Annotated in this window: 20 protein-coding genes and 4 pseudogenes; 11 read left to right on the top strand and 13 right to left on the bottom strand. The window is 64.2% G+C overall.

Going from position 1 to position 26,490, the window contains the following annotated elements:
* Window positions 1-2 precede the first annotated feature (2 nt).
* The gene (plsY, locus tag RX327_RS25000) at window positions 3-656 is read left to right on the top strand and encodes a glycerol-3-phosphate 1-O-acyltransferase PlsY (protein ID WP_317247420.1); all 654 of its coding nucleotides are present in this window, start codon (window positions 3-5) and stop codon (window positions 654-656) included.
* 248 nt (window positions 657-904) lie between these two features.
* Here the strand turns inward: plsY and RX327_RS24995 are convergent, their stop codons facing one another.
* Window positions 905-2,125: an ABC transporter substrate-binding protein gene (locus RX327_RS24995; protein WP_317247419.1), complete on the bottom strand. Its 1,221-nt coding sequence runs from the start codon at window positions 2,123-2,125 to the stop codon at window positions 905-907.
* A gap of 290 nt (window positions 2,126-2,415) precedes the next feature.
* Between RX327_RS24995 and RX327_RS24990 the strand changes: the two are divergent.
* A pseudogene (locus RX327_RS24990) lies at window positions 2,416-2,650 on the top strand (amidohydrolase/deacetylase family metallohydrolase); the annotation flags it as partial.
* Between the two features lie 121 nt (window positions 2,651-2,771).
* Here the strand turns inward: RX327_RS24990 and RX327_RS24985 are convergent.
* The 5 genes and pseudogenes from RX327_RS24985 to RX327_RS24965 form a co-directional block, all read right to left on the bottom strand.
* Window positions 2,772-2,855 (bottom strand): annotated as a pseudogene (locus tag RX327_RS24985) (IS5/IS1182 family transposase); the annotation flags it as partial.
* Window positions 2,856-2,870: 15 nt separating this feature from the next.
* Window positions 2,871-4,046 (bottom strand): succinylglutamate desuccinylase/aspartoacylase family protein, encoded by a 1,176-nt coding sequence (locus tag RX327_RS24980; RefSeq protein WP_050385819.1) that lies wholly within the window; start codon window positions 4,044-4,046, stop codon window positions 2,871-2,873.
* A 261-nt stretch (window positions 4,047-4,307) separates the two neighbouring features.
* Window positions 4,308-5,501 (bottom strand): aspartate kinase, encoded by a 1,194-nt coding sequence (locus RX327_RS24975; RefSeq protein WP_317247418.1) that lies wholly within the window; start codon window positions 5,499-5,501, stop codon window positions 4,308-4,310.
* 39 nt (window positions 5,502-5,540) lie between these two features.
* Window positions 5,541-6,839, bottom strand: coding sequence for a peptidase M15 (locus RX327_RS24970; RefSeq protein ID WP_157346336.1), 1,299 nt, complete (start codon window positions 6,837-6,839; stop codon window positions 5,541-5,543).
* A 522-nt stretch (window positions 6,840-7,361) separates the two neighbouring features.
* Window positions 7,362-8,846 (bottom strand): ABC transporter substrate-binding protein, encoded by a 1,485-nt coding sequence (locus RX327_RS24965; RefSeq protein ID WP_317251318.1) that lies wholly within the window; start codon window positions 8,844-8,846, stop codon window positions 7,362-7,364.
* 443 nt (window positions 8,847-9,289) lie between these two features.
* On the opposite strand from RX327_RS24965, the gene RX327_RS24960 reads away from it, so the two are divergent.
* The 4 genes from RX327_RS24960 to RX327_RS24945 all read left to right on the top strand — a co-directional run bounded on the left by RX327_RS24960 (window position 9,290) and on the right by RX327_RS24945 (window position 13,600).
* On the top strand, window positions 9,290-9,748 hold the full coding sequence (locus tag RX327_RS24960) for a hypothetical protein (RefSeq protein ID WP_152977731.1): 459 nt from the start codon (window positions 9,290-9,292) through the stop codon (window positions 9,746-9,748).
* A gap of 249 nt (window positions 9,749-9,997) precedes the next feature.
* Window positions 9,998-10,858, top strand: coding sequence for a xanthine dehydrogenase family protein subunit M (locus RX327_RS24955; RefSeq protein WP_317251317.1), 861 nt, complete (start codon window positions 9,998-10,000; stop codon window positions 10,856-10,858).
* Between the two features lie 4 nt (window positions 10,859-10,862).
* Window positions 10,863-11,345: a (2Fe-2S)-binding protein gene (locus RX327_RS24950; RefSeq protein ID WP_028336138.1), complete on the top strand. Its 483-nt coding sequence runs from the start codon at window positions 10,863-10,865 to the stop codon at window positions 11,343-11,345.
* On the top strand, window positions 11,342-13,600 hold the full coding sequence (locus RX327_RS24945) for a xanthine dehydrogenase family protein molybdopterin-binding subunit (RefSeq protein WP_317247417.1): 2,259 nt from the start codon (window positions 11,342-11,344) through the stop codon (window positions 13,598-13,600). Before RX327_RS24950 ends, RX327_RS24945 begins: the two co-directional genes overlap by 4 nt.
* A 180-nt stretch (window positions 13,601-13,780) precedes the next feature.
* Here RX327_RS24945 and RX327_RS24940 read toward each other — a convergent pair whose 3' ends face one another.
* Complete coding sequence (locus RX327_RS24940) at window positions 13,781-14,725, bottom strand: ornithine cyclodeaminase family protein (protein WP_028336140.1); 945 nt, start codon at window positions 14,723-14,725, stop codon at window positions 13,781-13,783.
* A gap of 160 nt (window positions 14,726-14,885) precedes the next feature.
* On the opposite strand from RX327_RS24940, the gene RX327_RS24935 reads away from it, so the two are divergent.
* Together RX327_RS24935 and RX327_RS24930 are read left to right on the top strand one after the other, a co-directional pair.
* Window positions 14,886-15,626: a DUF4239 domain-containing protein gene (locus tag RX327_RS24935; RefSeq protein WP_028336141.1), complete on the top strand. Its 741-nt coding sequence runs from the start codon at window positions 14,886-14,888 to the stop codon at window positions 15,624-15,626.
* 215 nt (window positions 15,627-15,841) lie between these two features.
* Window positions 15,842-16,228, top strand: coding sequence for a hypothetical protein (locus tag RX327_RS24930; RefSeq protein WP_317247416.1), 387 nt, complete (start codon window positions 15,842-15,844; stop codon window positions 16,226-16,228).
* Between the two features lie 167 nt (window positions 16,229-16,395).
* Here RX327_RS24930 and RX327_RS24925 read toward each other — a convergent pair whose 3' ends face one another.
* Window positions 16,396-16,977, bottom strand: coding sequence for an HdeD family acid-resistance protein (locus RX327_RS24925; protein WP_028336143.1), 582 nt, complete (start codon window positions 16,975-16,977; stop codon window positions 16,396-16,398).
* A 244-nt stretch (window positions 16,978-17,221) separates the two neighbouring features.
* Here RX327_RS24925 and RX327_RS24920 point away from each other — a divergent pair, with 244 nt between their 5' ends.
* Window positions 17,222-17,443, top strand: a complete 222-nt coding sequence (locus RX327_RS24920; protein WP_026192947.1) for a dodecin — start codon at window positions 17,222-17,224, stop codon at window positions 17,441-17,443.
* A 510-nt stretch (window positions 17,444-17,953) separates the two neighbouring features.
* Window positions 17,954-18,814 (top strand): annotated as a pseudogene (locus tag RX327_RS24915) (IS30 family transposase); the annotation flags it as partial.
* A 180-nt stretch (window positions 18,815-18,994) separates the two neighbouring features.
* Here the strand turns inward: RX327_RS24915 and RX327_RS24910 are convergent.
* The 4 genes and pseudogenes from RX327_RS24910 to RX327_RS24895 form a co-directional block, all read right to left on the bottom strand.
* A complete protein-coding gene (locus RX327_RS24910) occupies window positions 18,995-19,555 on the bottom strand; it encodes an N-acetyltransferase family protein (protein ID WP_317247415.1) in 561 nt (186 codons plus the stop codon).
* A gap of 18 nt (window positions 19,556-19,573) precedes the next feature.
* Window positions 19,574-21,930, bottom strand: a pseudogene (locus tag RX327_RS24905) (Orn/Lys/Arg decarboxylase N-terminal domain-containing protein).
* Window positions 21,931-22,036: 106 nt separating this feature from the next.
* On the bottom strand, window positions 22,037-23,188 hold the full coding sequence (locus RX327_RS24900; protein ID WP_317247414.1) for a DJ-1/PfpI family protein: 1,152 nt from the start codon (window positions 23,186-23,188) through the stop codon (window positions 22,037-22,039).
* Between the two features lie 200 nt (window positions 23,189-23,388).
* On the bottom strand, window positions 23,389-23,988 hold the full coding sequence (locus RX327_RS24895; RefSeq protein WP_317247413.1) for a tetratricopeptide repeat protein: 600 nt from the start codon (window positions 23,986-23,988) through the stop codon (window positions 23,389-23,391).
* Between the two features lie 257 nt (window positions 23,989-24,245).
* On the opposite strand from RX327_RS24895, the gene RX327_RS24890 reads away from it, so the two are divergent.
* Window positions 24,246-24,632 carry an ester cyclase gene (locus RX327_RS24890; protein ID WP_317247412.1) on the top strand — a complete coding sequence of 129 codons (387 nt, stop codon included), beginning with the start codon at window positions 24,246-24,248 and terminating at the stop codon, window positions 24,630-24,632.
* Window positions 24,633-24,660: 28 nt separating this feature from the next.
* Here the strand turns inward: RX327_RS24890 and RX327_RS24885 are convergent, their stop codons facing one another.
* The gene (locus RX327_RS24885) at window positions 24,661-26,394 is read right to left on the bottom strand and encodes an adenylate/guanylate cyclase domain-containing protein (protein WP_317247411.1); all 1,734 of its coding nucleotides are present in this window, start codon (window positions 26,392-26,394) and stop codon (window positions 24,661-24,663) included.
* Between the last annotated feature and the right edge of the window lie 96 nt (window positions 26,395-26,490).

Here is a 26,490-nt window from a genome sequence, read left to right as displayed (position 1 = left end):
ACATGATCTTCTGGATCGCGGGTGTGGCTGGATTGGCGATCGCCTATCTGCTCGGTTCGACGCCGACGGGGTATCTGGCGGGGAAGCTGCTGAGGGGCATCGATATCCGCCAGCATGGCTCCAAATCCACCGGGGCAACGAACGTATTGCGAACCCTGGGGAAGTGGCCCGCATTGGCGGTGCTCCTTGTCGACGTGCTGAAAGGCGTAGCGGCAATCCTGTTCGCCCGCTGGTTTTATCCCTGGTTGTACACCTTGCCATCCGTCACGCCGCCGGCAGCGCTTGATCCGCAAACGTGCGTGTCCTGGGCTGTCTGCCTGGCCGGGCTTACTGTGTTGCTAGGGCACGGCCGTTCGATCTGGCTGAATTTCACCGGCGGCAAATCCGCTGCGACCGGGCTCGGCGTGTTGCTGGCGATGTCCTGGCCGGTAGGCCTGGGCGCCGCGGCGGCCTTTGGCGCTGTGGTGGCTGTCTTTCGGATTGTCTCCCTCGGCTCGATGGTGGCGGCATTGACGGCGATCGTCCTCGTCTGCGGCCTGGAGCAACCGTTGCCCTATCGCTTGCTGGTGATCGCAGGCGGCATCTACGTGATCGTGCGCCATCGTGCCAACATTCAGCGGCTGCTGGCCGGCACGGAGGCGCGGCTCGGGCATTGATAAAAGGTTTCCTCAGGGAAGGCTGATCGATCAATCCGATGATCCGACCTTGAGCGCTCCTGAGCGAAGTCGGTACCGGCGTGCCTGAGGAAAACGCGTTTGAACCATGGATATGGAATCCCGTTCCGATTCCATCGGAACGGCGTTCTAAAGCATGATCCGGAAAAGTGCGAAGCGGTTTTCCGAAAAGATCATGCTCAAACAAAGAGCTAAGGCGCGATGACGATTCAACCTAATCTCATCGCGCTTTAGTCGGCGACGACCGGCCCGAAAGGCTGCCATCGCTCACCGGTGAAGCGCATCATCCGGAACTCCTTCACCACGCGATAGTCGGCGCGGCTGGTATTGATGGCGAGGCCGGGCAACAGCAGATCGAGTCTGACATCCTTCAGGCTGGCGGCCTGGCGCATGATGTTGTCGCGCGAGAGATCGTCGCCACATTGGTGCAGCACGCGCACCAGCAGCTCGGCGGCGCTGTAGCCGTAGGTCGTGAAGAGGCTGTTCCGGTCGCCTTCCGGGTAATAGGAGGCCATGAAGGCGCTCCATCGTTTCATGCCGGCATCGTCGGCCCAGGTCGGGTCGCTGGCTTCCTTGAAAGAACTCGCCGAAATCAGCCCGCGGGCGTGCTCGATCCCCGCCGGCGCAAGCGCCGCGTCGATCGAGGACGAGCCGACACCCAGCAAATGCAGCGGCTTCCAACCGAGCTCGGCGGTCTTGCGGATGGCTTGCGCGGCGAATTTCGGCGCGGCCATGTCGATCAGCACGTCGACATCAGCAGCCTTGAGCCGGACCACCTGCGAGTTGATGGTCGGGTCAGTCATATCATAGGGGGCTTCGGACGCCAGCATGGCCGGCGCCCGCGCGCCGAGCGCGTCCTTCAGCCCCGCGAGATATTCCTTTCCGCTCTCGTCATTCTGATAGAGCAGGCCGATCCTGGCGTTCGGGTAATTGTCGAGAATGAAACGCGCATAGACGCGGATCTCGGTCTGCAGGTTCGGCGCGAATCCCATGGTCCAGGGAAAGTTGACGGGATCCTCGAACCGCATCGACCGCCCGCCCGCGAAGAGTTGGGGAACGTGGCGGTCGTTGAGATATTTCTGGATCGCGATGTTGGGGGCGTTGCCCACCGACTGGAACATGAACAGGACTTCGTCACTTTCGACGAGCTTGCGGACCTGCTCGACCGTCTTCGCCGGCGTCGCGGCATCGTCGTAGGAGATCAGGTTGATCCGGCGGCCGTTGATGCCGCCCCGCTCGTTGATCATCCGGAAGTAGGCGGCCTGGACCTTGCCGATGACGGAGAATGCCGACACCGGGCCGCTATAGGGCATTGTCTGTCCTATCCTGATCTCGGTATCACTGGCACCGGGATCGTATTTGCGGCCTTCGGCAAACAGGTCGGCCGCAGCAAGCAGACCGAGGCTGATGATCGCAACTCCGATTGTCGGCCTGAACCAGCCCTTGCGCATCGCGTGGCTCCACGGTCGGCAGTCATGATGGCGAGTCATCCACGCACCGGGTTGTGGCAGGCGTGGTACGACCGTCGAGGAGGCGCCGGCGCTTGGCTGCCTGCTGCCGCGCAAGCATTCCCTCGTAACACACTCCTAGCATTCGCGCGTGCAGGCGGTCTCGCAATGTCATCGGGCGTTTTGCCCGAAGCAGCGTGGAAATACTCCCGACTGATCGGCGAGCCACGTTCCTGTGCGGCGTGAGTTCTTCGTCCGGGAACATTGCGCTCCTTGCGCTCCATCGCCGCGTGAAGACGGCGCGCGCGATGCTCGCCAACGGCTTCTACCCCGACACCATCTGCTCCGGCATCCATCAGCTCTGCATCGACGGATCGGCATTCGACCAGGTGACGACGATGTCGAAATTCCTCTGTCCGGCAGGGGGACGTTCGACTATGTCGATGTGGTCGGCGAACATCTACGGGCGATCGCAAGATCGCATCCGAAGGCGTCGTGATCGGCGGACGCTGGTGGCATCCGAAATAGGGCACGTACTCACAAAACCGCGTCCGCTTCGTTCTCAAGCAGGCGATAGCGAAGCCGGTCTGGATGCCAAGGGCCGACGGGCGACGTCGTCCCTTGCCAAACTTCAACTAGGGCGCGGCCTCGTCAGGCCCCCTCGCGAGCGACCCATATCTTGGCGATCGTTGTCCGCGATGCAGGCTCCGTGCTGGTGCACGCGCACGACGGAACGTGCTCGGGCGAACTACTCGGGATAAGACTCCATGCCCTCCCGCGTCGGCTTCTCGAAAAGAATAAACAGCAGAGGATTGCCCGGCTCAGATGTCACGTCAGTACGCAGTGCAAAGACCTCCCCCGTGACGCTGCTCATATATTCGGCAACAATCTCGCCAAAGCTGTTGCGCTGTACAGCGACCTTCTGCCCAGGGTTGACCCTGTCGTGAAGCTTAACCAGAGGTTCGACGAAGCCGGCTTCGGTCGCAACAATCGGGAAGCCACTGTTGCCAATGAAAACAGTCACGTCCTTGCCGGTTTTGCCCATCGGGCCGGATACGATACCGTGGTGTTTGAGTACGTTCATCGTACCCTCAACGAACAGATCGATCATATCAGGAGTGAGTACCCGAGCGGGGCCAATCTCAGAGCAGAACGCAGGAATGCCCACGTCAATCAGAGCGTTATGGAGAACAACCGGATACACCGGATTATTGAAGATCTGGGTAACGGGAAAGAGTTCCAGCATCGCCTTGACCTCCGGAATATTCATATCGCCGATATTGAAGGCACTGGCACTAAAGCCGGTTGCTCCGGTGTGGAAATCGATGGCGAAGTCGGCGTTCGGCCGCAGCAGACGATTGAACAGCAACCCCGCATGTCGGCTGGTCGGGGTGGGGCCGTTTTCGTCTCCCGGCCATACTCGGTTCATGTCTATGAGGTCGGCACCCAACCCCACGTTGGGCCATCGCCGCTGCATGCTTTCCAAGGCGGGGCGAGACACATCGGTGACCGCCATCACCGTGCCCGACATACTTTTGGGGTCGAGCTGGTTCATCACGGTCATGACCGTATGGATCGAGCTCATCTCGTCGCCGTGCACACCACTGATCAGAAGGACGCGCTTGCCTGGCCTTACCCCCTTCGCGACCACTACCGACACATTCCAGTGTTTGCCCGTAGGCATCTGCACGCCCTGAAAATAGAAGAGATGCTTCTGCCCGGGCTCAAGGTCGTTGACGTCCAGCGCGCTGATGACCTTCTTCCCCTGGATCACATCGCCGGTATAGACGGTCCCCGCCGACGCAGCCGACGCTTCGCCAGCAGCGTTAGCGTTGACAGCGAAGGCGGCCGAGGCTCCAGCGGTGGCGATAGATGCAACCAAGAAGTTGCGGCGATCGAGACCTTTTTCGGAATCGTCCGGCATGGTGTCAATTCTCCCTTTTTTATGATGGTACGATCAGAGAATGAAACGCATAATGGTCGCGACATCCCGCGACTGCAGGGCACCGAAGTGTGTTACTGATCTCATGAGGGTGCAAGATTGTTGCGCGAGCTATGTTGGAATTGGCTCGGACTAGGGACTTTGCAGCGTTGTTCGCCAAGCTGCTGTGCAACAATGCGTGGGCTATCGGGGCACAGCGGACACTGACAATGCGTCAGCGCGGCGCGTTTATGGGTTCATGGCCTAGATCAGCGAGTGCAAAGCCATGACCGCGGCCTCACGGCTCTCCACCGGAACAAAGAAGCTTACCGAATGCGATGACAAAACATACTTGTCGGCGATGATTCCGTGACGTTGCAGAATCTGAACCGCCCTGTATGGCAGGTCCGAGGAAATGCCGCCGAAGCAAGTGAGGCTCACCGAACTCAGCGTCTCGCGCTGTTTGCGCAGGTCTTTGCTCCGTTCCAGTGTGCGCAGCAACGCGTCGAGTGCCTCAGAATCGCAAGTCATCATGATGCGGGTTTTTTCGGCGGTGAAAGCCGAGGCGAGGAGTTGCGGCCAAGGCAAGCCATTTTGCTCGAGATGCTGCGCGAACTTCTCAAAGCCTTGATTGAGGTCCGCCGAATTGATCTCCACATGCTCAATGCGGGCCATCGAGTTGACGGCCAGGACTTTTCCGTTCTCCATGTCTGCGACCTCCTTCATCACTTGCGTGCTGTGTCGAGCGCCGCCCCACTTTCTCAGGACCAAAGGCACGTTTTGGCTGTGGGCCAGCTCCACGCTGCGAAAGTGCAGGACTTTGGCGCCCCAGAAGCACATTTCGGATAGGGATGCGAAATCCAGCTGACGCAAGGGTTTTGCGTCCGCGACGATGCGCGGGTCAGCCGAGCAGACTCCGTCGACCTCCTTGATAATCTCGCAGCACTCCGCCTTGAGCGCCGCAGCCATGGCGACCGCGGTGGTATCGCTGCCACCCCGGCCAAGCGTCGTGATTTCCTTGGTCAGCGGGTTCACGCCCTGAAAGCCCGCCAAAACCACGATCCGTCCACGATCGAGTTCTTCGCGCACGCGAATGGGCCGCACGTCCAGAATGCGTGCGGAGGAATGGGAGCCGTCGGTCATGACACCGGCCTGACTGCCGGTAAAGCTGATCGCCGGCACGCCGAGATCAGCCAGCGCCATGCTCATCAAGGCCATGCTGATGCGCTCGCCGGTGGTCAAAAGCATATCGAGTTCGCGGCGATTGGGATGCGGGCTGACCTGATAGGCCATCCTGACGAGTTCATCGGTGGTCTTGCCCATCGCTGAAACGATCGCCACGACACGATGACCACGGCCATGCAAATCGGCGACACGGCTTGCGGCCGCGCGGATTCTTGCCGGTGTTTCGAGACAGACGCCGCCGTATTTTTGCACGATGATGGGATTGCTAGGCATTCTTGCCCGCGTCGTGTTGGAAGGCGCAGCCGAACCCGATCAGATCGTTCTCCCCTTCGACGCTTTTGCGGTCTTCGATCGTTTTGCCACGACCCGCACAGCGCCCCGGTCGCGCTTCTTGCGATCCGCTTCCGCGTGCTGAGCTTTCGTCCCGCCGCGGTGAGCGGCGTATTCCTTGCCGTCTATCGGCGCGACATGCGGTGGATCTCGATCGAGATACGGTCGCCCGATTCCAAAATCCGGTCCACGCGCATCGATCCATTTCCAAAGGGCATCGGTGGAGACCCAACGCTCCGCCCGCGTCGCGCCTTTGACGCTCACGACATCGACGGCAAGCCCGTGGCCATAGCCGCCGCGGAAGCTCCCTCCATGGTATGACTTGTCGGACGCCGCCTTCAGACCGCTCGCGATCGATTGACGGTAGTCATCGCGGAACGCGCTGGTGATGCCGGGCGCCAACCCGGCCTGCTCCGCCGCGTAAAGCGCGTGAAACAGCTTGAGTTTGAAGCTCCGATCCACCCCTCCAATCACGTAGTCGATCATCGGCATGCCCATTCGTTCCGCCGCCTTCGGATCCTTCCACGTGAAATCGTTATTGACGCGCCGGGTGAACGTCCTGGTGACAGTCACCGTCTTGCGCTTCTTCTTGACGGTCACTTTCCGCTGCTCTTGTACGCTGATCGTGTCTTCCTTCGGCGTCCGCTGGTAGAGCGCCCACAGGTACCGGTCGATGCAGACATCGACGACGAGGCACTCCTCGAAAATATCCAGGGGTCTCGCGGCCTCCTCGGTGTCGCTCGACACTGGAGGCGGGCTCGCCGTCGCCGCTTGCACCGGCGATGTTTCGGCCGGCAGCGTCTGCGACGGATCGGGCAACGCAGCCACGACGATTGACTTCGGCTCGTTCGAGGTCGCTGTCGCATCAGGGGGTGTCGCCGGCGCCGATTCAACCGCTATCGCCGCATCGGCGTTGGCGACGGCGTTACCCATGACGCCTGCCTGCGGCGGGGCCGTCGTGTCGGACGCCGGCCCCGCTACGGGCTCTGCAGCCATCGCTGCTTCAGCATTCACTTTGGTGACGTTGTCGACTGCCGTGGCCTGTCGCGTATCAGCCAGTTCGGCGTTGGCGGCGAGAGATGGTGCGAGGTCCTTGATGGACACCGCGCCGCTGTTCCCGATGCCGGCAGAGCCGGCAAGCCAGGCAAGGAGCCAACCTGCGAGAATGACCGTCCCGCACAACTCCGGAGTCGCAATTCGCCGCGGGTTCATCACCCCGTAGCCTCCAAAGGCTCGATCCGAGCCCTGTTGCACCGCCCAGCACGCGACGGCATCGATCATTCGGATCAAAATGAAAACGCGCAATGGGGGAAGCAGTTGGCGCCACGCTTTTTCCAGAAAGTGTTGCCCGACCGCAACGCGCGGCCGCCAGCAACCCGGCACGGCGCGTGCTGCTGCGTTCGGTGATTTTCACCAGCGATCGAGCTCTGATTTCCGTTCTAGGTCAAAAGCAGTCGACGACGGTCGAGCACGGCAATTACTGCGCCGCCGTCAGAAGCGGACCTCTATGAGTCCACGCCCTCGTTATCGGCAACGCTGGGGTGCTGCGAATGACGCGCAATCGCAGCCAATGGTTCGGCCGATTTCGGAATATTGGAAATGTATTCCTGATTTGCCCGACGTGTCAAGTTGCTCTGTCGAACGCCGGTGGCCGCCGGCTCCTTTGCATGGGGTTGTTTTCGATATTTTGCAGGGCCCGCAAGCGGGAGAGGTGAAGCGCCTCGGTGGCTGAACCGATGAACATTCCGACGTGCCTCGGCTGGCCCAAAGATGATCGGCGGCGCGTCGATCGCGTCGCCAATCCTATTCGGTCTTGTCGACGTTCCAGAACACCGGCGGCGCCGGGCCTTCCAGCACGCCGGTGAGCGATTTGCGCCAGGCGCTCGGCAAGCGGAACTGGCCGAGCGGGATATAGATCACCTGCTCGTAGGCTTGCTTTTGAATCTCGACCGCGACCTTCTTCTGCTCCTCGGGCGAAGTGGCGCGCGCATAGGCGTCGCGCATCTGCTCGAGCTTGGCGTCTTCGGGCCAGCCGAACCACGCCCGCTTGCCGTTCGCAGCGATCTGGTTGTTGACGATCGGGTTCATCACCTCGGTCGCGCCGGTGAAGGTGAAGAACAAATTCCAGCCGCCTTCCTTGGGCGGCTTCTGGCTGGCGCGGCGGCTCACCACGGTCTGCCAGTCCGTCACCTGCGCGTCGACGTTGAAGCCGGCCGCGCGCAACAGCTGCGCCGCGACCGTCGGCGGTCCTTTCAGCGTCTGCACGTCGCCGGGGATCATGATCACCACGGGCGTGCCGTCATAGCCCGAGGCGGCGAGCGCCTTCCTCGCCTCGGCCATGCCGCTGCCCTTGATCAGCGTCTCGGCGCCGGCGTCGCTGGCGAGCGGCGTATCGCAGGCGAAATAGGAGCCGCAAATCTCGTAATATTTCGCGTTGCCGACGGTGGCATCGAGCACGTCCTTCTGCTTGACCGCCAGGAGTGCTGCGCGGCGGACCTTGACGTTGTCGAATGGCGGATGGAGGAAGTTCATCCGCGCACCCGTCTGGAATCCGAACTTGTTCAGCACGGCCACGGCGAGATCGGAGTTCGCCTCCAGCGCGGGCAGCAGGTCGACCGACGGCTGTTCCAGGAAGTCGATCTCGCCGGATTGCAGCGCGTTGATCGCGGTCTGCGCGTCGGGCATCGTGACCCATTCGACGCGATCGACCTTCGCGACCTTGCCGCCCGACAGCCAATCCGGCTTGTCCTTGCGCGGCACGTAGTCGGCGTTGCGCTCATAGACCGCTTTCACGCCCGGCTGGAATTCCGCCTGTATAAATTTAAACGGTCCGCAACCGATCTGCTCGGGGATCTGCTTATCCGGCGGCGTCTCGGCGAGGCGCTTCGGCATCATGAAGGCGACGTAGGAGGAGGGCTTTGCCAGCGACTCCAGCACGAGGCCGTACGGCTCCTTGAGCTTGAGCACGATCGTCTTCGGCCCGCTGGCCTCGAGGGAAGCGGTGAATTCGGCCAGCTTCTGCGCCATGCCGTCGACCGCGGCCCAGCGCTTCAGCGAAGCGACGCAGTCTTCCGCCGTCACCGGCGCACCGTCATGCCATTTCAGGCCGTCGCGCAGCGTGAAGGTGTAGGTGAGCTTGTCGTCCGAGATCGTCCAGTCCGCCATTTGTGGGCGGACCTTGAAGCTCGAATCGATGCCGAGCAGCGTGTCGTAAACCATGTAGCCATGGTCGCGCGTGATGTAGGCCGTGGTGAAGATCGGGTCGATGATGCGCAGATCCGAATGCATCACCGCCGTGATGGTCTTGCCCTTGCCCGCGGCAAAGGCGCGCGATGACAGGATGGCCGGCGCCGCGATCGCCGGCGGCACGCCGGCCGCAAATTTGAGGAGCGTTCTGCGCGAGAATTCGACCATTCGCCGTCTCCCGATCTGCCGTTGCGCCGGCATGCTTCACCAATCCGTTGTTGAAAGCAAGCAAGAGCCGCGCCATCGCGTTCGGTCCGGTTGCGCGGTTGCGCAGCCGTGTGCGCTCGCGGCTTGAGCACATCGCCGAGCAGGCATTGGTTCCGGGCTTCGCCGCGCTCAGCACGTCCCGACGAGGTTGAGGAGGACTTAACCGGCTGCTGACACTTGTATTGCCTGGGTTAGCCGGGGTTGGACACCTTTCCGGTAGCTTGCTCGATGAACGTGCGGCGGTCGAACCGCCGCGTCCCTTTGAGAGGCAAGACGCCATGCGCCGCGGTCTGCTCGTTCTTCTCGTGTTCGCCGCCATGGCGGTGTCCGGTCAGGACGTGCGCGCCGCGGAGTTCGGCACGCGATACAGCTACCAGCAGCTGCAGGACCTGACCGAGAAGGGTCCCAAGGGCGAAGCCCTCGCGCTAGGCTATGTGAGCCTCACGCACTCCTTCATCCTGCCCTACAAGATGACGGGCTATTATGCCCTCATGGTCAAGGGCTCCGGCAAGGACCTCAACGGCCGCCCGCTCAACGTTTACCACGAGCTGTCGCAGGAGAAGATCGAGCAGATGCAGCGTGCCGGCGCGCTGCCCAATCCGCTTCCCCCTTACCGGCGCACGATCTTCGAATACATGTTCGGCTATGTGTTGTGGTGGTGCATTCCGGCGGCGCTGCTCGTCATCGGGATGTTCTCGATGCTTGGGATCGGCTCCGGCAAACGCGGTCGGGCCTGACCGATCTGTCGGCGGCCTCGTCGCGGCGGGTCGCGAGCGCGCCGCAAAGCGAAGGTCGCGCGGTGCCGCCGGCACCGCACAAGTCCGCATCCTGCATAGGAGCCTGCGCTTCCTGCCGCACCTCGCAGGCTGTTCGGACCCCGATCCGCCGTGTAGGCTCGCGGTCTGCCGGCCAGCAATAAGGCCACATCCCGCAAATCTTAAGGGAACAAGCAGTCGAGGGAGACCGAAAGAACCGTCATGACCGATATCCGATACGTAGCACCGCGCACGCTTGACGAAGCGATTGGCGCATTTGCTGCCGCCGGGAGTGCCGCCCGCATTATGGCAGGGGGCACCGACTTATTGGTGCAAATGCGCTCCGGCCTGGTGCGGCCGGGACTGATCGTCGACATCAAGAAGATCGGCGAGATGACCGAGATCAGCGAAACCGCCGATGGCGGTTTCCGCGTGGGTGCCGCCGTCTCCGGCATGGAGCTCGCCGAGCATGCGCGCTTTGGCAAGGTGTGGCCCGGCGTGCTCGAGGCCGTGAACCTGATCGGCTCCAAGCAGGTGCAGGGCCGCGCCTCCGCCGGCGGCAATCTCTGCAACGGCTCGCCGGCCGGCGACAGCGTGCCGGCGATGATCGCAGCGGGCGCCGTCGTCACCGTGCAGGGGCCGGATGGCCGGCGGGACATCAAGGTTGAGGATGTGCCGGCCGGACCTGGCCGCACCAACCTCAAGCCGGGCGAGATCCTGGTCAGCTTCACCTTGCCGCCGCGGCCGAAAGGCTCGGGTGACGCCTACCTGCGGATGATCCCGCGCACCGAGATGGATATCGCGGTGGTCGGCATCGGCGTCAGCCTGACCTTGAAGGATGGCGTCTGCACCGCGGCCCGTGTCGGCCTCGGCGCGGTGGCGCCGACCGCGCTGCTGGTTCAGCCTGCCGCGCAGGCGCTGATCGGCTCGAAGCTCGACGATGCCGCGCTCGAAGCAGCCGCCGCCGCGTGTCGCGCCGCCTGCCGTCCGATCGACGACAAGCGCGGCACCATCGCCTACAGGACCAAAACCGCCGGCGTGCTGCTCAAGCGCACCGCCGCGATCGCCGCCCAGCGCGCGGGAGGACACTAGCACCATGGCGAAACTGCACGTCATCACCTCAGTCAACGGCGAGCCGGTCGAATTCCTGTGCGAGCCCTACGAGACCATGCTCGACGCGCTGCGTGGGCAATTGGGGCTCACCGGCTCCAAGGAGGGCTGCGCGTCCGGCGATTGCGGGGCCTGCTCGATCACGCTCGACGGCCGCCTGGTCTGCTCCTGCCTGATGCTCGCGGCCGAAGCCGAAGGCCACGAGATCAGGACCATCGAGGGCATGGCGAGGGGCGAGAAGCTGCATCCGTTGCAGCAGAAGTTCCTCGAGCACGCCGCGCTTCAGTGCGGTATCTGCACCTCGGGCATGCTGGTCGCCTCCGAGGCGCTGCTCGCCAGGAATTCAAACCCGACCGAAGAGGAAGTCCGCTTCTGGCTTGCCGGCAATCTCTGCCGGTGCACCGGTTACGACAAGATCGTCCGCGCGGTGATGGAGACCGCTGCCGAAATGCGGGAGATGCGCCCATGAACGTCGTCAACAACAAATGGATCGGCCAGCGCACCATCCGGCCCGATGGCGTCGACAAGGTGACCGGCCGCGCGGCGTTTGCCGCCGACACCACTATGCCCGGCATGATCTGGGGCAAGGTGCTGCGCAGCCCGCATCCCCACGCCCGCATCAGGTCGATCAACACCGCCAAGGCCGAGGCGCTGCCCGGCGTCAAGGCGGTGGTCACCTCGCGCGACATCGTCGACTTCACGATCGAGAAGGGCGCGGTGATGCTCGGCATCCAGGACATGCGCTGGATGTGCCGCAACGTGATGGCGCGCGACAAGGCGCTGTTCCCCGGCCATCCCGTCGCCGCCGTCGCCGCGACCACGGAGGCGATCGCGGCGGAAGCCTGCAAGCTGATCGAGGTCGACTACGAGGTGTTGCCCTGGGCGATCGAGATCGACGACGCGCTGAAGGCGGATGCGCCGATCCTGCACGAGTTCAACAGATTCGACGGCAAGCCCTCGAACATCATGGGCCGTCTCGAATCCAGGAAGGGCGACATCGCGCAGGGCTTCAAGGATGCTGAAGTCGTCATCGAGCGCTCCTTCACCACGCGCCCGGTGCATCAGGGCTATATCGAGCCGCATGCCTGCCTGATCTCGGTCGCGGCCGACGGCAAGACCACGATCTGGTCGTCGAGCCAGGGCCAGTTCATGGTGCGCGCGATGACCTCGATGCTGACCGGCATCCCGCAGAGCGACATCCGCGCCATCCCCGCCGAGATCGGCGGCGGCTTTGGCGGCAAGACCATCGTCTATCTCGAGCCGCTCGCGACCTTGCTCGCCAGGAAATCCGGTCGCCCGGTGAAGATGGTGATGACCCGCGAGGAGGTGATGCGCGCCACGGGGCCGACCTCGGGCTCGAAGAGCACGGTGAAGATCGGCGCCAAGAAGGACGGCACCATCGTCGCCGCCCATGGCAGCTTCTATCTGCAGGCCGGCGCCTTCCCGGGTTCGCCGATCCGCGGTGCAGTCGGATGCAGCTTCGCGCCCTACGACATCCCGCATGTGCTGTCGGAGGGGTTCGACGTCTGCTCCAACCGCTCCAAGGTCGCGGCCTATCGCGCGCCGGGCGCGCCGATCGGCGCCTATGCGGTGGAGTGCGTGCTCGACGAGCTTGCCGAGGCGCTCAAGATGGACCCCTTAGCGCTGCGGCTGAAGAATGCGGCGAAGGAAGGCACCAAGGCGGCGCACGGCCCGGTGTTCCCGCGGATCGGCTATATCGAGACGCTGGAAGCCGCGAAGAACCATCCGCATTATGCCGCGCCGCTCGGCAAGCTGCAGGGCAGGGGCGTCGCGTCCGGCTTCTGGTTCAACGCCGGCGGTAAATCCTCCGCGCAGGTCAACATCACCGAGGACGGCAACGTCGTCGTCACGACCGGGCATCCCGATATCGGCGGCTCGCGCGCCGGCATCGCCAATATCTGCGCCGAACTGCTCGGCATCGACTACAAGCGCGTCTCCGTCATCATCGGCGACACCCAGACGGTCGGCTTCTCCAACCTGACCGGCGGCAGCCGGGTGCTGTTCGCCTCCTCGATGGTGGTGACGCAGGCGGCCGACAAGGTGATCGCGACCTTGCGCGAGCGCGCGGCGAAGCTCTGGGAGATCGACCCTGAAGCCGTGAAGTGGGAGAACGGTGCCGCGCATCCGGTGAGCCCGAATGCCGGCCAGTTCGAGCCGTTGACGCTCGCCGACCTCGCCGAGAAGGCGCCGTCGCAGGGCGGCCCGATCGGCGCCAGCGTGCAGCTCAACACGCAAGGCGCGGAGGGTGGCTTCGGCACACATATCTGCGACGTCGAGGTCGATGTCGATCTCGGCATCGTCCGCGTCATTCGCTACACCGCCGTGCAGGATGTCGGCCGCGCCGTGCATCCGAGCTATGTCGAGGGCCAGCTGCAGGGCGGCGTCGCGCAGGGCATCGGCTGGGCGCTGAACGAGGAGTACATCTACAACAAGGACGGCAAGGTCGATAATCCGGGCTTCCTCGATTATCGCATGCCGGTCTGCTCCGACCTGCCGATGCTCGATTGCGCGCTGGTCGAGGTGCCGAACCCGAAGCATCCGCAGGGCGTCAAGGGCGTCGGCGAGGTGCCGCTGGTGCCTGTGATGGCCGCGGTCGCCAACGCCGTCCACAACGCGCTCGGCAAACGCTTCTACAGCCTGCCGATGTCGCCGCCGAAAGTGTCGGAGGCGTTGGATGCGCCGGCGCAGCAGGCCGCGGAGTAGGGAACGTAGGGCGGGTTGCGGTTGCGGTTCGCAAGCCGCCCTACGGTTCTATAGCGGTTGCCGGGTAGCCCGGATGAGCGAAGCGATATCCGGGGAGGTGATCCCGCATGTTGCGGAGCCCGTCATCGGGCCCACGTTCGTGCGACCCGTTGGCTCATCCGGACAACAGAACAGTTCCGTTCACCGCAGCTCCTTCCCCAACTGCGCCAACACCGTCTCGCAGGTCATCAGATCCAGGTGCCCGCCGCCGGCGTTCTTGAAGAAGGTGATGTCGCTATCCGACAGCCGGCCGGCGACGGTGCCGCGGGCAAGATCGTAGTGGTCGCCGAGCACGTCGCTCTCGGTGATCGCGCCGCTCGCGATCGGTTGCAGGATGTCGCCGACGCCGTCGAAGGCGGATTCGCGGCGGTCGACGAAGATGCGCGAACGCCGCGCCGCCTCGTCGTCGGACTCGCGGGTCTCCGGGGTGAAGCCGCCGACCAGGTCGAGATGGGTGCCGGGCCTTAAATTGGCGCCCTTGACCAGCGGCTCGCGCGAGCGGGTGCAGGTGGTGATGATGTCGGCCTCGCGGGTCGCGGCGTCGAGGTCGGTGACGGCCTCGGCCGCGATGCCGTCGGCTTCCAGCAGCGCGGCGAGCTCCTGGGCGCGGTCCACGGTCCGGTTCCAGACCCGCACCCGCTTCAGCTGCGGCCGCACGGTGCGGTGGCCGCGCACCAGCCAGCGCGCCATCTCGCCGGCGCCGACCACCAGCAGCGTCTCGGCATCCGGCCGCGCCAGGTGCTTGGCGCCGAGTGCGGAATCCGCGGCGGTCTTCCAATGGGTGATCTCGGCGGCGTCCATCACCGCGAGCGGACGCCCGTCATTGCCGTCGAACAGCACGCAGACCGCCTGCACCGCCGGCAGCTTGCCGTGGGCGAGGTTGCCGGGAAAGCTGGTGTAGAGCTTGGTCATCATGAAGCGGCCGGCATCGACCGCGCTGCGCGTCACCAGCTGCTGGCCTTTGTCGTCGCCGAGATAACCGTCGTGCACCGCGATCTTCGGCCGCCGGTGCGCGGCCTCGATCGCCTCGATCAGGACCGGAAAGCTCAGGACGCGGTTGACCTCGCTGTCGTCGACGATATGCACGTGGTATCTCCTCTGGAGCGCCCCTCGCGCTCTCGCCGGACGTCCCCCCAAACCTGTGCGGACTGGATAGCGCGTGGGGACGGCTAGTCAACCGGACATGCACCGCCGGGCGTCCCTTGCTATCCTGCGGACCTGATTCTCTCGCAGGTTCTCGCAAGCCGTGGTCGCATTCATCGTCGCTGTCCTGATCTTCATCCTGCTCGGCGGCGCCGCGCTTGCGACCATGGCGATCCATGCCCGGCTCGCCGATCATCACCGCAGCGACGAAACCAATACCTCGGTACGCTTGGTCGCGACGCTGTTCGTCACCATGCCGTCGCTGCTGCTCGGCCTGATGATGAACAGTGCCGCCAACACTTATGTCGCGGTCGACCGCAATTTGCATGTGTTCGCCACCGACATTATCCTGCTCGACCGCAGCATGCGGCCGCTCGGCCCGAGCGCCGACGAGCCGCGCAAGCGGCTGCTCGCCTATGTCGAGCAGGTGCTCAAGGATGTCCCGATCTCGCGGGCGAACGAGGTGTCCGAACATCTGCTCGACGAGGTCGGCAACAGCCTCCGTGAGCTCAGGTTCGACGACGAGCAGAAGGTCGCGCTGTGGAACGACGCGCGGTCGGTCTACCGGCAGGCGGTGCAGCAGCGCTGGACCTTTGTCGAGCAGTCCGACGGCTCGTTTCCGTCACCGCTGATCTGCATCCTGGTCGGGTGGCTGACGCTGATGTTCGCAACCCTCGGCTTTCGCGCGCCGCGCAACGCGGTGGTGATCTCGACCACCGTCGCTGCCGCGGCGCTGATCTCGGCCGCGATCTACTTGATCCTCGAAATGAGCACGCCGTTCTCCGGCCCGATCCAGCTCTCCGACCGCCCGCTGGTCCGCGCGGTCGAGGAAATCAAGCGGTAATGTAGCCCGGATGAGCGAAGCGACATCCGGGGCGGAGTCTCCCGCATGTCGCTGCGCTCATGCGGGCTACGGGAAGGTATCGGCACGCGCCTGCGGCTTTATTCCCCTCGCATTGACGGCTGTTTCGAAAATTCTTCGCGCGCCATCAGCGGAATAGTGCGCGCCCTCCGGCGTCCTAACGCATGCAAGCCATTTGCATTCGAACAGGAGACATCATGAAGACGTCGATCTCGCTCGCGCTCGCCACCGCCGTGTCGTTTGTGTTCGCCTCAGCCGCCTTTGCCGCGCCGCCGACCAAGACCGGAACCACCGCGAAAGGCTCCGTCCTCACCGACGCCAAGGGCATGACGCTCTACACTTTCGACAAGGATGCGGACGGCAAGTCGGCCTGCAACGGTCCATGTGCGACGAACTGGCCGGTACTGAAGGCCGAGGCGGGCGACGCCGCCGGCGACGGCTACACCATCATCACCCGCGACGATGGCTCGAAGCAGTGGGCCTACAAGGGCAAGCCGCTCTACACTTTCGCCAAGGACCAGAAGCCCGGCGACATCACCGGCGACGGATTCTTGAACGGCGCCTGGCACCTCGCACAGCCCTGAGGCTTGCAGGTGGATTGAGGGTAGGGCGGGTTAGCGCAAGCGTAACCCGCCATCTCTCCGCGCGCGAAACATGCGGCGGGTTGCGCGGAGCCTGCCATCGGGCCGCCCTGCGGGCGGACCCGTTGGCTAACCCACCCGTCGATCGTGCCTGAGGCGACGATCGCGCCTCACGTCCTGCGCTTCAGCGCCATGCCCATGCTGATCCAGCTCACGCCGGCGCAGATCAGATCGACGCTGAGGAAGATGCCGAGCACGTAGAGGCTCGAGACCGGCCAGCGCGCCAGGATCATGGCGCCGAGCACCAGCGTGATCAGGCCGGAGATCGCGACCATTCCCCAGGGCGCTTCCGAGTTCATGCCGAAGGCGAGGAAGATGCGGACGATGCCCGACACCACCAGCGCGATGCCGAGGAACAGCGTCAGCGTCGCCGCGGCGAGCAGCGGGTTCTCGAAGGTGATGAAGCCCGCCACGACATAGAGCGCGCCGAGCAGCAGCCAGAACAGGAATTTGCCCCAGGTCTTGAACTGGAACGCGTTGATGATCTCGGCGACGCCGGCGACGATCATCATGGCGCCGACGAACAGCACGCTGACGACGGTGGCGAAGAAGACGCTGCCGAAGGCGAGCACGCCGGCGATCAGGTAGATCACCCCGAGGGCGACGATCCAGCCCCACTTGGCGCGGAGGTTGGAAAGCCCGGATCCGAGGCTGTGAGGAGGTGTGGCGGGTGAGCTGGACGCAGTGGACATCGTATCGCTCCCGAATACTTGATGAAACCATGCTACCATAGGTCAAGGCACGGACAAGGGCGGGTGCGCAGCTGGCACGAACTGCATGCTGGCACCAAAGGCGCCGCGACACGTTGATTCAGTTCGTCCGCTGTGTTGCCGCGCAGCATTCGTCGGTTTGACGACGGCCGGCCCGCATCGGACGATGGACTGTCCGGACCGCAGCGCAAGCGGTCCGGATCGCGCATCCACAGAGGAGGTCGACATGCCCGCCACGCACGACAAGGATCACGTCTACAAAATCCTGGAACTGGTCGGATCATCGGACAAGAGCATCGAGGCGGCGATCGAGAACGCCGTCAGCCGCGCGTCAAAGACGATCCGGGAAATGAAGTGGTTCGAGGTGGTGCAGACGCGGGGCCATATCGAGGACGGCAAGATCCGGCACTACCAGGTGGCGCTCCGGGTCGGCTTTACGCTGGAGTAGCGCGTTCAGGTCGCTTGCGCCTTGCAGCCTGTAAGATGGGTAGAGCCAACGGCGTACTTCGCTCGCGGTACGGGGAGAGGTGCGACAAATTAGCCCGACGGGCAACCCAGCATCATGTCGCGAGAACGCGAAGCTGTGTCCCCGTTTTCATCTGTCATCGCCCGGCTCGCCGCCTCCGCTAAAGCTTCGGCGCGCCATGGATGCATGGCCTCGTCGAAGCCTTGGCGTAGACGGGACGGGGCGATCCAGTACGCCGCGGCTTCTCGGTGACGCACCGACGTCTCTGGAATACTGGATCATCCGCTTTCGCGCATGCGCGGGTGATGACGCCGCGTTGCCTGAATCGAGAACCATACTCATCGTCGTCCTGGCGAAAGCCAGGACCCATTACCCCGAATCTCGATTGTTGCGCGACGCTGGGGCCGCGACTCCGTTCGTCACCGAATTCGGTGGTTATGGGTCCCCTGAGTTCGCAAACGAAGTGCAACACTTCCTTGAGGAGGTGTTGCCATGGGGCGGACTTACAAGCAGCTCTCTCTGGACGACCGATGCGAGATTGCCTGCCTATCGGCCAATGGCAGCTCGGTCCGGCAAATCGCGGCAGCTCTGGATCGCTCGCCATCAACGGTCTCTCGGGAACTGAGGCGCAATCGGGGGAGCCAGGTCGGCTACAAGCCAAACTATGCCCAGCACCAGATGCGAGCGCGGCGCTGGACGGGCGGACGCCTCGAACGGGAGCCCGGCCTGCGCCGCGCGGTGTTGGAACGCCTTCGCCGGGGCTGGTCGCCCGAGCAGGTCGCCGGCCGGCTGGCCCGCGAGTCCGGGCGCAAGGTGATCTCGCACGAGACCATCTACCGCTTCATCTATGCCCAACTCAGGCGCACCACGGATTTCAACTGGCGGCGCTATCTGCCGCGCGCCAAGAGCAAGCGCGGCCGCCGCGGCAAGAGGGGCGGCAGCCCCGCAAGCTTCATCGAAGGCCGTGTTTCCTTGGCAAATCGGCCGATCGAAGTGGCCGACCGCAGCGTGCCCGGACACTGGGAGGCCGACCTGATGATGTTCTCGAAATACGGTCAGGCCGTGCTGACCGTGCACGAGCGCACCTCGCGTCTGCTGCTCGGCATCCGCCTTGCCAGCAAGGTCGCGCGCGGTGTCGCCCGCCATCTCGTGGGCTTCTTCGCGACCCTGCCACAGGAGCTGCGCCAGACCGTGACCTTCGACAACGGCACCGAGTTCGCCGGTCACCTGGCGCTGCACCGCCTCTCGATCGAGACCTTCTTCTGCGATCCCCACGCCCCCTGGCAGAAGGGCGGCATCGAGAACGCTATCGGCAGGATGCGCCGCTTTATTCCCCGCAAGACCGATCTCGTAACCCTCTCGACCGCCAGATTCCGCCAGTTCATCGCCGCCTACAACAACACCCCGCGCAAATGCCTTGACTACCGCACGCCTGCCGAGGCCTTTGCTCAAGTGTTGCACTTCGAATGTGAATCTACCTCCTGGCTTTCGCCAGGACGACGAATGTGGAAAGAGCGGTGCCGCCAACTCCCATCACCGTCGCGACAGTGGCGCGGGGGGCGGCGGGACGGTGGCCCCGGCGCCGAGCGATCGCTGCACCATCACGGTGTCGGACCAGCGGCCGTAGCGATAGGCGACACCGGGCAAATGCCCGACGCGGGCGAAGCCGAAGCGGTCGTGCAGCGCGAGCGAGGCGGCGTTGTCGCTGTCGATGTAGCCGATCATCTGGCGGAAGCCGGCGGCGGCGCAGGTGTCGATCAACTCCTGCAGCAGCCGGCCGCCGACCCGCTGGCCGGTGAAGCGGTGATGCACATAGATCGAATGCTTCACCGTGTAGCGGTAGGCCGGACGCTTGCGAAACAGCACGACATAGGCATAGCCGACCACCTCGCCGTCACAGATTGCGACGAGGTGGGGCAGGCGGGTGTTGCGCAGATTCTTGCGGCGGTCGCGCAGATCGTCGGGCTCCGGCGTGCCGCTGTCGTCGACGCTCTCCTCGACGCCGCGGCGGATGTGGTGGCGGTAGATCGACAGCATGGCGTCGACGTCGCCGTCGCGGGACGGACGGACGGTAATCTTGTGATCATTCTCCATTGTGTTGCGTCCGTTCGCCTACTCGGACACGACATAGGTGTAGAAGCGGACGCGGCCGGAGTTGTCGATCTCCTTGTAGACCCCCTGGATCTCGACGTCGAAGCCCGGGAACGTGTTGAAGCAGGTCTCGAACATCTTGAGATAATCGATCATGGGTTTGGCCCGCTCCGTCAGCCGCTCGCCGGGCACGATGGTGGCGATGCCGGGCGGATAGACCACGAAGGGTGTGGTGGCGATGCGGCCGGCGATCGCCTCGATCGGCAGGTAGTCGACATCGTTGCGGAACAGATAGCGCGCGGCGTCGCGGGGCGACATCGCGATCTCGGGCATGTGCTCGGGCATGAACTGCCGAGCCTGGAGCGCACTGACGTCGGCGGCTCGGAAGAAGCGGTGCATCTCGCCGCAGAGGTCGCGCAGACGCACGCCTGCGTAGCGGCCCGGACGGCGGCGGTAGAATTCCGGGATGACGTCCTCGAGCAGCGCGTTGTCGTCGTGCAGCTTCTTGAACGCGACGAGGCCGGAGATCAGCGTGCCGGCCTTGCTCGCCTCGACGCCGGGCGTGAGCAGGAAGAGCAGGGAGTTGAGGTCGTTCTTCTCGGGGACGATGCGGTTCTCGCGCAAGTATTGCGCGACCACCGGTGCGGGGATGCCGTGCTCGGCATAGGCGCCGCTCGCACGATCGAATCCGGGGGTGAGCAAGGTCAGCTTGTTCGGATCGGTCATGGCAAAGCCCGCGGTCAGCTCGGGGAAGCCGTGCCAGGTCTCGCCGGGATTGAGCTGCCAGTAGGACGGGTTGGTCGCGAGCTGGTCTGTCGAAATCGTCTCCCAGGCGACATTGTGCACGCCGTTCTCGCGCGCGACGTCGGGGATCATGACGCGATCCGGCACGAACGGCTCGAAGAACCAGCGCCGCTCGGGCCGCGTCTCCTTCTCCTCGAATTCCCGGCGCATCGCCCGGATCTTCTTGCGCAATTCGATGCCGAGCCGGATCGTGTCGTCCCACAGCACTTCGCCGGAGCGACCCTTCATCATCTGCGCACCGACGTCGAGCGAGGCGAACAGCGGATAGAAGGGGGACGTCGATGCGTGCTGCATGAAGCTCTCGTTGAAGCGGCGGTGCTCGACGCGCCGCTTCTGGCCGCGGATGTGACGATCCTTGATGTGGATCTGCGAGGCCTGCGAGAAGCTCGCCAGCTGCTTGTGGGTCGACTGCGTCGCGATGATGCCGGGGGCCTCAGGAGGGAGATTGGCCAGGCCCATGGCGAAGCGCCCGGCATAGAGCGGATGGAATTTCATGAAGCCGGCCCAGGCCTCGTCGAACAGGATGTATTCGCAGAGATGGCCGATGCGCTTCAGGATCATCTCGGCGCTGTGGATCGAGCCGTCATAAGTGCACTGCTCGACCACGGCGACGCGGAACGGACGCTCCTTGCGCCAGGCGTCGCGGTCCCCGACCAGCGGATGGTTGCGGATGGCCTCGCGCAGGCCTTCTCGTCGAGCATGTCCCAGCGCATCGGGCCGATCAGGCCCCAGGCATTGCGGACGGTCGGGACGTAGATGGGGACGCCGCCACTGATCATCAGAGCGCCGTGATGGGCGGCCTTGTGGTTGTTGCGGTCGAACAGCACGAGGTCACCGTCGGTGACGAGGGCGCCGAGTGCGACCTTGTTCGACGTCGAGGTGCCGTTGAGCACGAAATAGGTCTTTTCGGCGCCGAAGATCTGGGCCGCTTCCTTCTGCGCCTTCAGCGCCGGGCCTTCATGGGTGAGGAGGTCGCCGAGATCGAGCACGGAATTGTCGAGGTCGTCACGGAACACGGATTCGCCGAGATGCTCGACGAACACGCGCCCGATCGGGCTGCGGTTGTAGAACACGCCGCCGTTATGGCCTGGACAGGTCCAGAGCTGGTTGCCTTCCTCGGCATAGTCGACCAGCGCGCCGAAGAACGGGGTCTTCAGCGTCTCGGCATATTGCTTGAGACGGCTGATCAGGTTCTTGGCGATGAAGGGCGGCGTCTCCTCGGACAGAAAGACATAGCCGTCGATGAAATCGAGCACCTCGACCGGCAGATCCTCGAACCGCTTGCGACGGATCAGGAGGATGATGGGGAAGTCGAGGCCCCGGCGGCGCATCAGATTGATCAGCGCCGAGGTCTTGCCTTCGAGGCCCTTCTTGCCCCAGTCGACCACCATGCAGCCGATCGCCGCATCGGTCTGCACGGCCATCTCGGCATCCTCCAGCTTGCGGGCCCGGACCACCTCGAATCCGGAGCGCTGGATCTCCTCGATGATCTGGTTGAAGCGAACGCCTTCGAGGTCGTCGGCGTCGAACACGGGTGCTGCGAACAGGAAGTTGAAGCGCTTGAAATAGTCCATGCGTGTCCCCGAACTGGTCCGGCGCTGACGTGTCGGCACAATTCATGACAGGCAGATGACAATGGGGCGGATGGAGGATCGAATACGTTGTTGGGGACGCAATCCCTCACTGCACGGCGTCAGCCCGTGGATATTCGAGCTGCATGGCGACGAAATCGGCCGTATCACGGCCATAGCGTGTTTCGATCCCGGCAAGCGCCCGGTTGAGCGCCTGCGCAGGCGGCGCGGTGCCGACCGCGGGCAGCAGACGATCTGCGGACCAATCCGGCGCCACGACTTGCGGATAGACGCGCAGGCCGTTGCGTGTCGTCACGACGTCGCCGGTCGCGGCGAACGTCACGGCATGCGAGTGGTAGGTCCGCGACCAGCTGTCGGCGACCAGCGCCAGCGAGACCTCGTCGACGCCGCCGGCCAGCGCGAGGCCGAGCTGTTCCCGGTTCCAGAACGCCAGCGTGTTCCGGATGGCGGTCAGCGCGAAAGGACGCGTGAACTTGAAGGCGTTGCTGTCATGTCGCGCATCCCAACCCGGCAGGCCGATCTCGCGCGCGACGGCCTCGGCCCTGGCGCGGCCGGCAATGGCCTCGACCAGGGTCAGGGCCATCGGCATGGACGCCGTGATGCCGGTCGTCGTCACGACGCCGCGGTCGACCACCATGCGGCGGTCGGCGATGTACTGGATCTCGGGATGTTTGTTGCGCCAGTTCTTCACGTAAAACCAGTGCGTGGTGGCGCGCCTGCCGTCGAGCAAGCCGGTCGAGGCGAGCACCTTGGCGCCGGCGCAGATGGCGACGATCACAGCGCCCTTCTCCGCCTGCTGCCGGATCCATTGCATGACCGCCGGATCGTCTTCGCGGCTCATCGCCGGCACGATGACGTAGTCCGCGCCGTCGGGATGCGCAGCATCGAACTCGGCGATCGTCGCATCAGGCTCGACCTTCAGCACCGGGAACAGCGCGACCGGACCGGGTCCCGTCGCCAGCGTGACGACATCGGCAACATCGGCGCGCTTGAGGATGCCGTAGGGCATCAGATAGTCCGTGGTCTCGGTCATGTTGTTGATGCCGAGCATTGCGATCAGCGGTCGCGCCCGCTTCGGCGGCGTCAGCGCCGCGAGCGTTGCATCCTGCTCGGCCTTGGCGATCGGAGGCGGAAGGCGGAACGCCGATGTGGCGGGCAGGCTGAAGAGCCAGATGCCGCCGATGATTGGAACCAGCGCGGCAACGGCGATGCCGCTCCACGCGAGAAGCCGCCAGGTCATGATGATCGATCTCAAAATATCCGCGTGCGTCGCCCGGCACGCAAGCTACTCGCCGGTCACGTCGACCAAAACGGCGAAATTCCCGCAAAAACGGACACGCGAACAAAGCGGCTCAAAGGCATCGCCCGGACGAGCGACAGCGACATCCGGGGCGGTCCTTCCCCGCATGTCGCTCCGCTCATGCGGGCTACGCGACGCGCTCAGTAGACGAGGTTCGTACCCGGCGGCTTTTCCAGTGCCGCCGCCAGCGTCCGATACTCCTCGCAGTCGGTGCCACAGATCTCGGCGATCCGCTGCAGATGATACTGCGCCTGATCGCGGTTTCCCTGTTCGATCTGCCACAGGCCGTAGTAGTTCCACGTCAGGACGTGGTTCGGATCGGCCTTGAGCGCACGTTCGTACCAGACTTGCGATTGCTTGTAGTCGCCGAGCTTGCGATAGGAATAGCCGATCAGGTTCGCGACGTTCGGCTGATCATCGCGGCCGAGTGCGTGCAACTGATCGATCGCGGCGGCGTAGTTGTTGCGTTCGTAGATTGTCGCATAGGCCGCGCGATAGCCGTCGCGGAATGCCGGGTCTTCGAAGCCGGACTGCTTGACGGGTTTCTTGACCTTGTGCGTGGTCTTTCTGTCCTTCTGCTGGGGATAGGACGGCGCGGGAGTGCCGTAGCTCGACCCGTATGGATCGCCACCACCACCACCACCGCCGCCACCTCCGCCAGCCGCGATGGCGGTCTGCGGTGGGAACAGAATGATCGGCGCTGTCAGAAATGCCGCAAGCATCATCGGTGACTTGATCATGTACGCCTCCCGATTTGACAAGGACAGTTATTGACCTGAAGCACTAACTCCCGATCGCGGGAGACATTCCGCGCGTTTTGAGAAATTGTTTGCCGAAGCGGCAATCGCACTGTCTCATCGGGACGTCGCGCTTTCACGTGCACGCCGGCTGAGCGTTTTGTTCACGCCATCGATATCGGAGTCGAAACTGACATCGGTGTCAGAATCAAACTCAAATGCCCAATGGCCAGCTGGACCCGCGGCAAGGAGGACGATCGATGATGAAAACGGACCTCGCCGAGATCTACCGCAACTACATTGCCTGTTTGAATCGCCAGGACTGGCCGCAACTCGGTCAGTTCGTTGACGAGGACGTGTGCCACAACGGCCGGCGGCTCGGGTTATCCGGCTATCGCGAGATGCTGGAAGGGGACTTTCGCGACATCCCGGACCTTCGCTTCAACATCGTTCTGCTGGTGTCGGATGCGTCCCATGTCGCAAGCCGGCTGGCGTTCGACTGTTCGCCGAACGGCGCATTCCTCGGTCTCGGCGTCAACGGCAAGCGCGTCTCGTTTGCCGAGAACGTGTTCTACGAGTTTCGCGACGGAAAGATCCGGCAGGTCTGGTCGGTGATCGACAAGGCCGCGATCGAGGCGCAGCTATAGCGGCGGAGCCTGGATGAGCGTGACGCCGCTACTTCCGCTCCGGATGCCAGGCGCCGTCCCAATCCGCCGCCGGCGGGTTCTGCACAAAAGCTGCGACGCGCGCCTTCATAGCGATCGACGGGCCGTCGCCAGGCGCCGCCGCCAGCGCCGCGGCGAAGGCTTGCTCGGCGTCATCCCAGCGGCGGTCGCGATAGGCGGCGAGGCCGTCCGCGTAACGCTGCCGCAACTCGGTCTGCGCCGGCGTCAGTTCGTCCTTCTTGCCGAGGATTTCGAACACCGCGACCGGCTGGGTCTGCCCCATCACGACGAGACGGTCGATCTCGCGCAGCTCGATGGTTGCGGCGCAGGCCGCGGCGGTGGCCTCCGAGATCAGGCTGCGGCTGCCGTAAAACTTGTTGGCGCCTTCCAGCCGCGAGGCGAGGTTCACGGTGTCGCCGAGCACGGTGTAGCTCATCATGAACTCCGAGCCGATGCTGCCGACCAGGGCCTCGCCGGTGGCGATCCCGATCCGGATGTCGCAATCGGCCGGGATCACGCGCACGCCGAGCAGTTCCGGCAGATCCTTGCGCAGCTGGTTGACCTGGCCGATCATGTCGATGGCGGCAAGCGCGGCCAGATGGGTCTGCTCGGCTTCCTCGACGAAGGGCGGTCCCCAATAGGACATGATGGCGTCGCCGATATATTTGTCGATGACGCCGCGATGCGCATGGACCGGCGCCGACATCGTCGACAGATAGAGGTTCATGATCTTGACGAGGCCGCTCGGCGTCACGCCCTCGCTCAGGCTGGTGAAGCCCTTCATGTCGCAGAACATCACCGTCATGACGCGGCGCTGTCCTTCGGTCGCGGCGATCGCCGGCTGTTCGAGCAGGCCCTCGGCGATCCGCGGATTGATGTAGCGGCCAAACGTCTCGCGGATGCGCTGGTTGTGGCGCAGCGTCTCGATCATGCGGTTGAAGGCGGCCGACAGCTGGCCGATCTCGTCCTGGGTCGTGATGGTGATGGCGCCGTCGAGGCGGCCGGCCTCGACCTCGCGGGTGCTTTCGAGCAGGCGCATCACCGGACGCGTGATGCCGCTGCCGACCAGCATCGCGAACACGAAGCCGAGGATCGCGGCTATGGCGGTCACGACGCCGGAGATGATGATCGCCCGCTGCTGGGCACTCATCACCTTCGCGGCGGCCGAAGCGACCTGCGCCAGCATGTCGGCACGGATGCCCTCGATCCTGGTGTTGAAGTCGTCGCGCAGGGCGTCGGCGCGGAGCGTGGTCGCTTTCGCCGCCGCAAAGTCCTTGGCCTCGATTTGCTCGAGCAGCGTCTTGTTCTCTGCGTTCAGGCGCATCAACAGGTCGTTGACGGCATTGTCGATGCGGTCATCGAGGCGTCCGAGCGCGGCGTTGTCGGATGGCGTCGATGGATCGGCGATGATCGCATCGATCAGCACGCGTGCGGCGTCGGCCTCGCGCTTGATCAGGGGCTCGATCTCCTCGAAGGCCTTGCGCGCGCTTTCGTAGCCGGAGTCTTCGCCCGACGCCTGCATCTTCGCCATCATCATCCGGCGCATGGCGAGCGACCGCTCCAGCGCGCGGATGTTGACACGGGCGAGGTGGCCGTAGGCGGGGATGTAGCGGTTGGTGAGCTCGTCGAGGAGATGGCCGACCTGGCCCGCCATCACCATCGACAGCAGCGAGGTGATCACCGCGAGGATGATGAGTCCCGCGGCAATGCCGACGATCTTCTGCCTGATCGAATTCCGAAACATGCCCAGCCCGGCCGCAGCTGCAATGAGCGGGTCCACCCCGCCGTGACGGCCAGACAGCTAATAGAGTTCCGCGGGGCGGGGTGCAAGCGACCGGCG

The sequence above is a fragment of the Bradyrhizobium sp. BEA-2-5 genome (genome assembly GCF_032918025.1).
In the GTDB taxonomy this organism is placed as follows: domain Bacteria; phylum Pseudomonadota; class Alphaproteobacteria; order Rhizobiales; family Xanthobacteraceae; genus Bradyrhizobium; species Bradyrhizobium pachyrhizi.
Note: the sequence above shows the minus strand (reverse complement) of the source record. Positions and strands in the feature narration are given on the sequence as shown.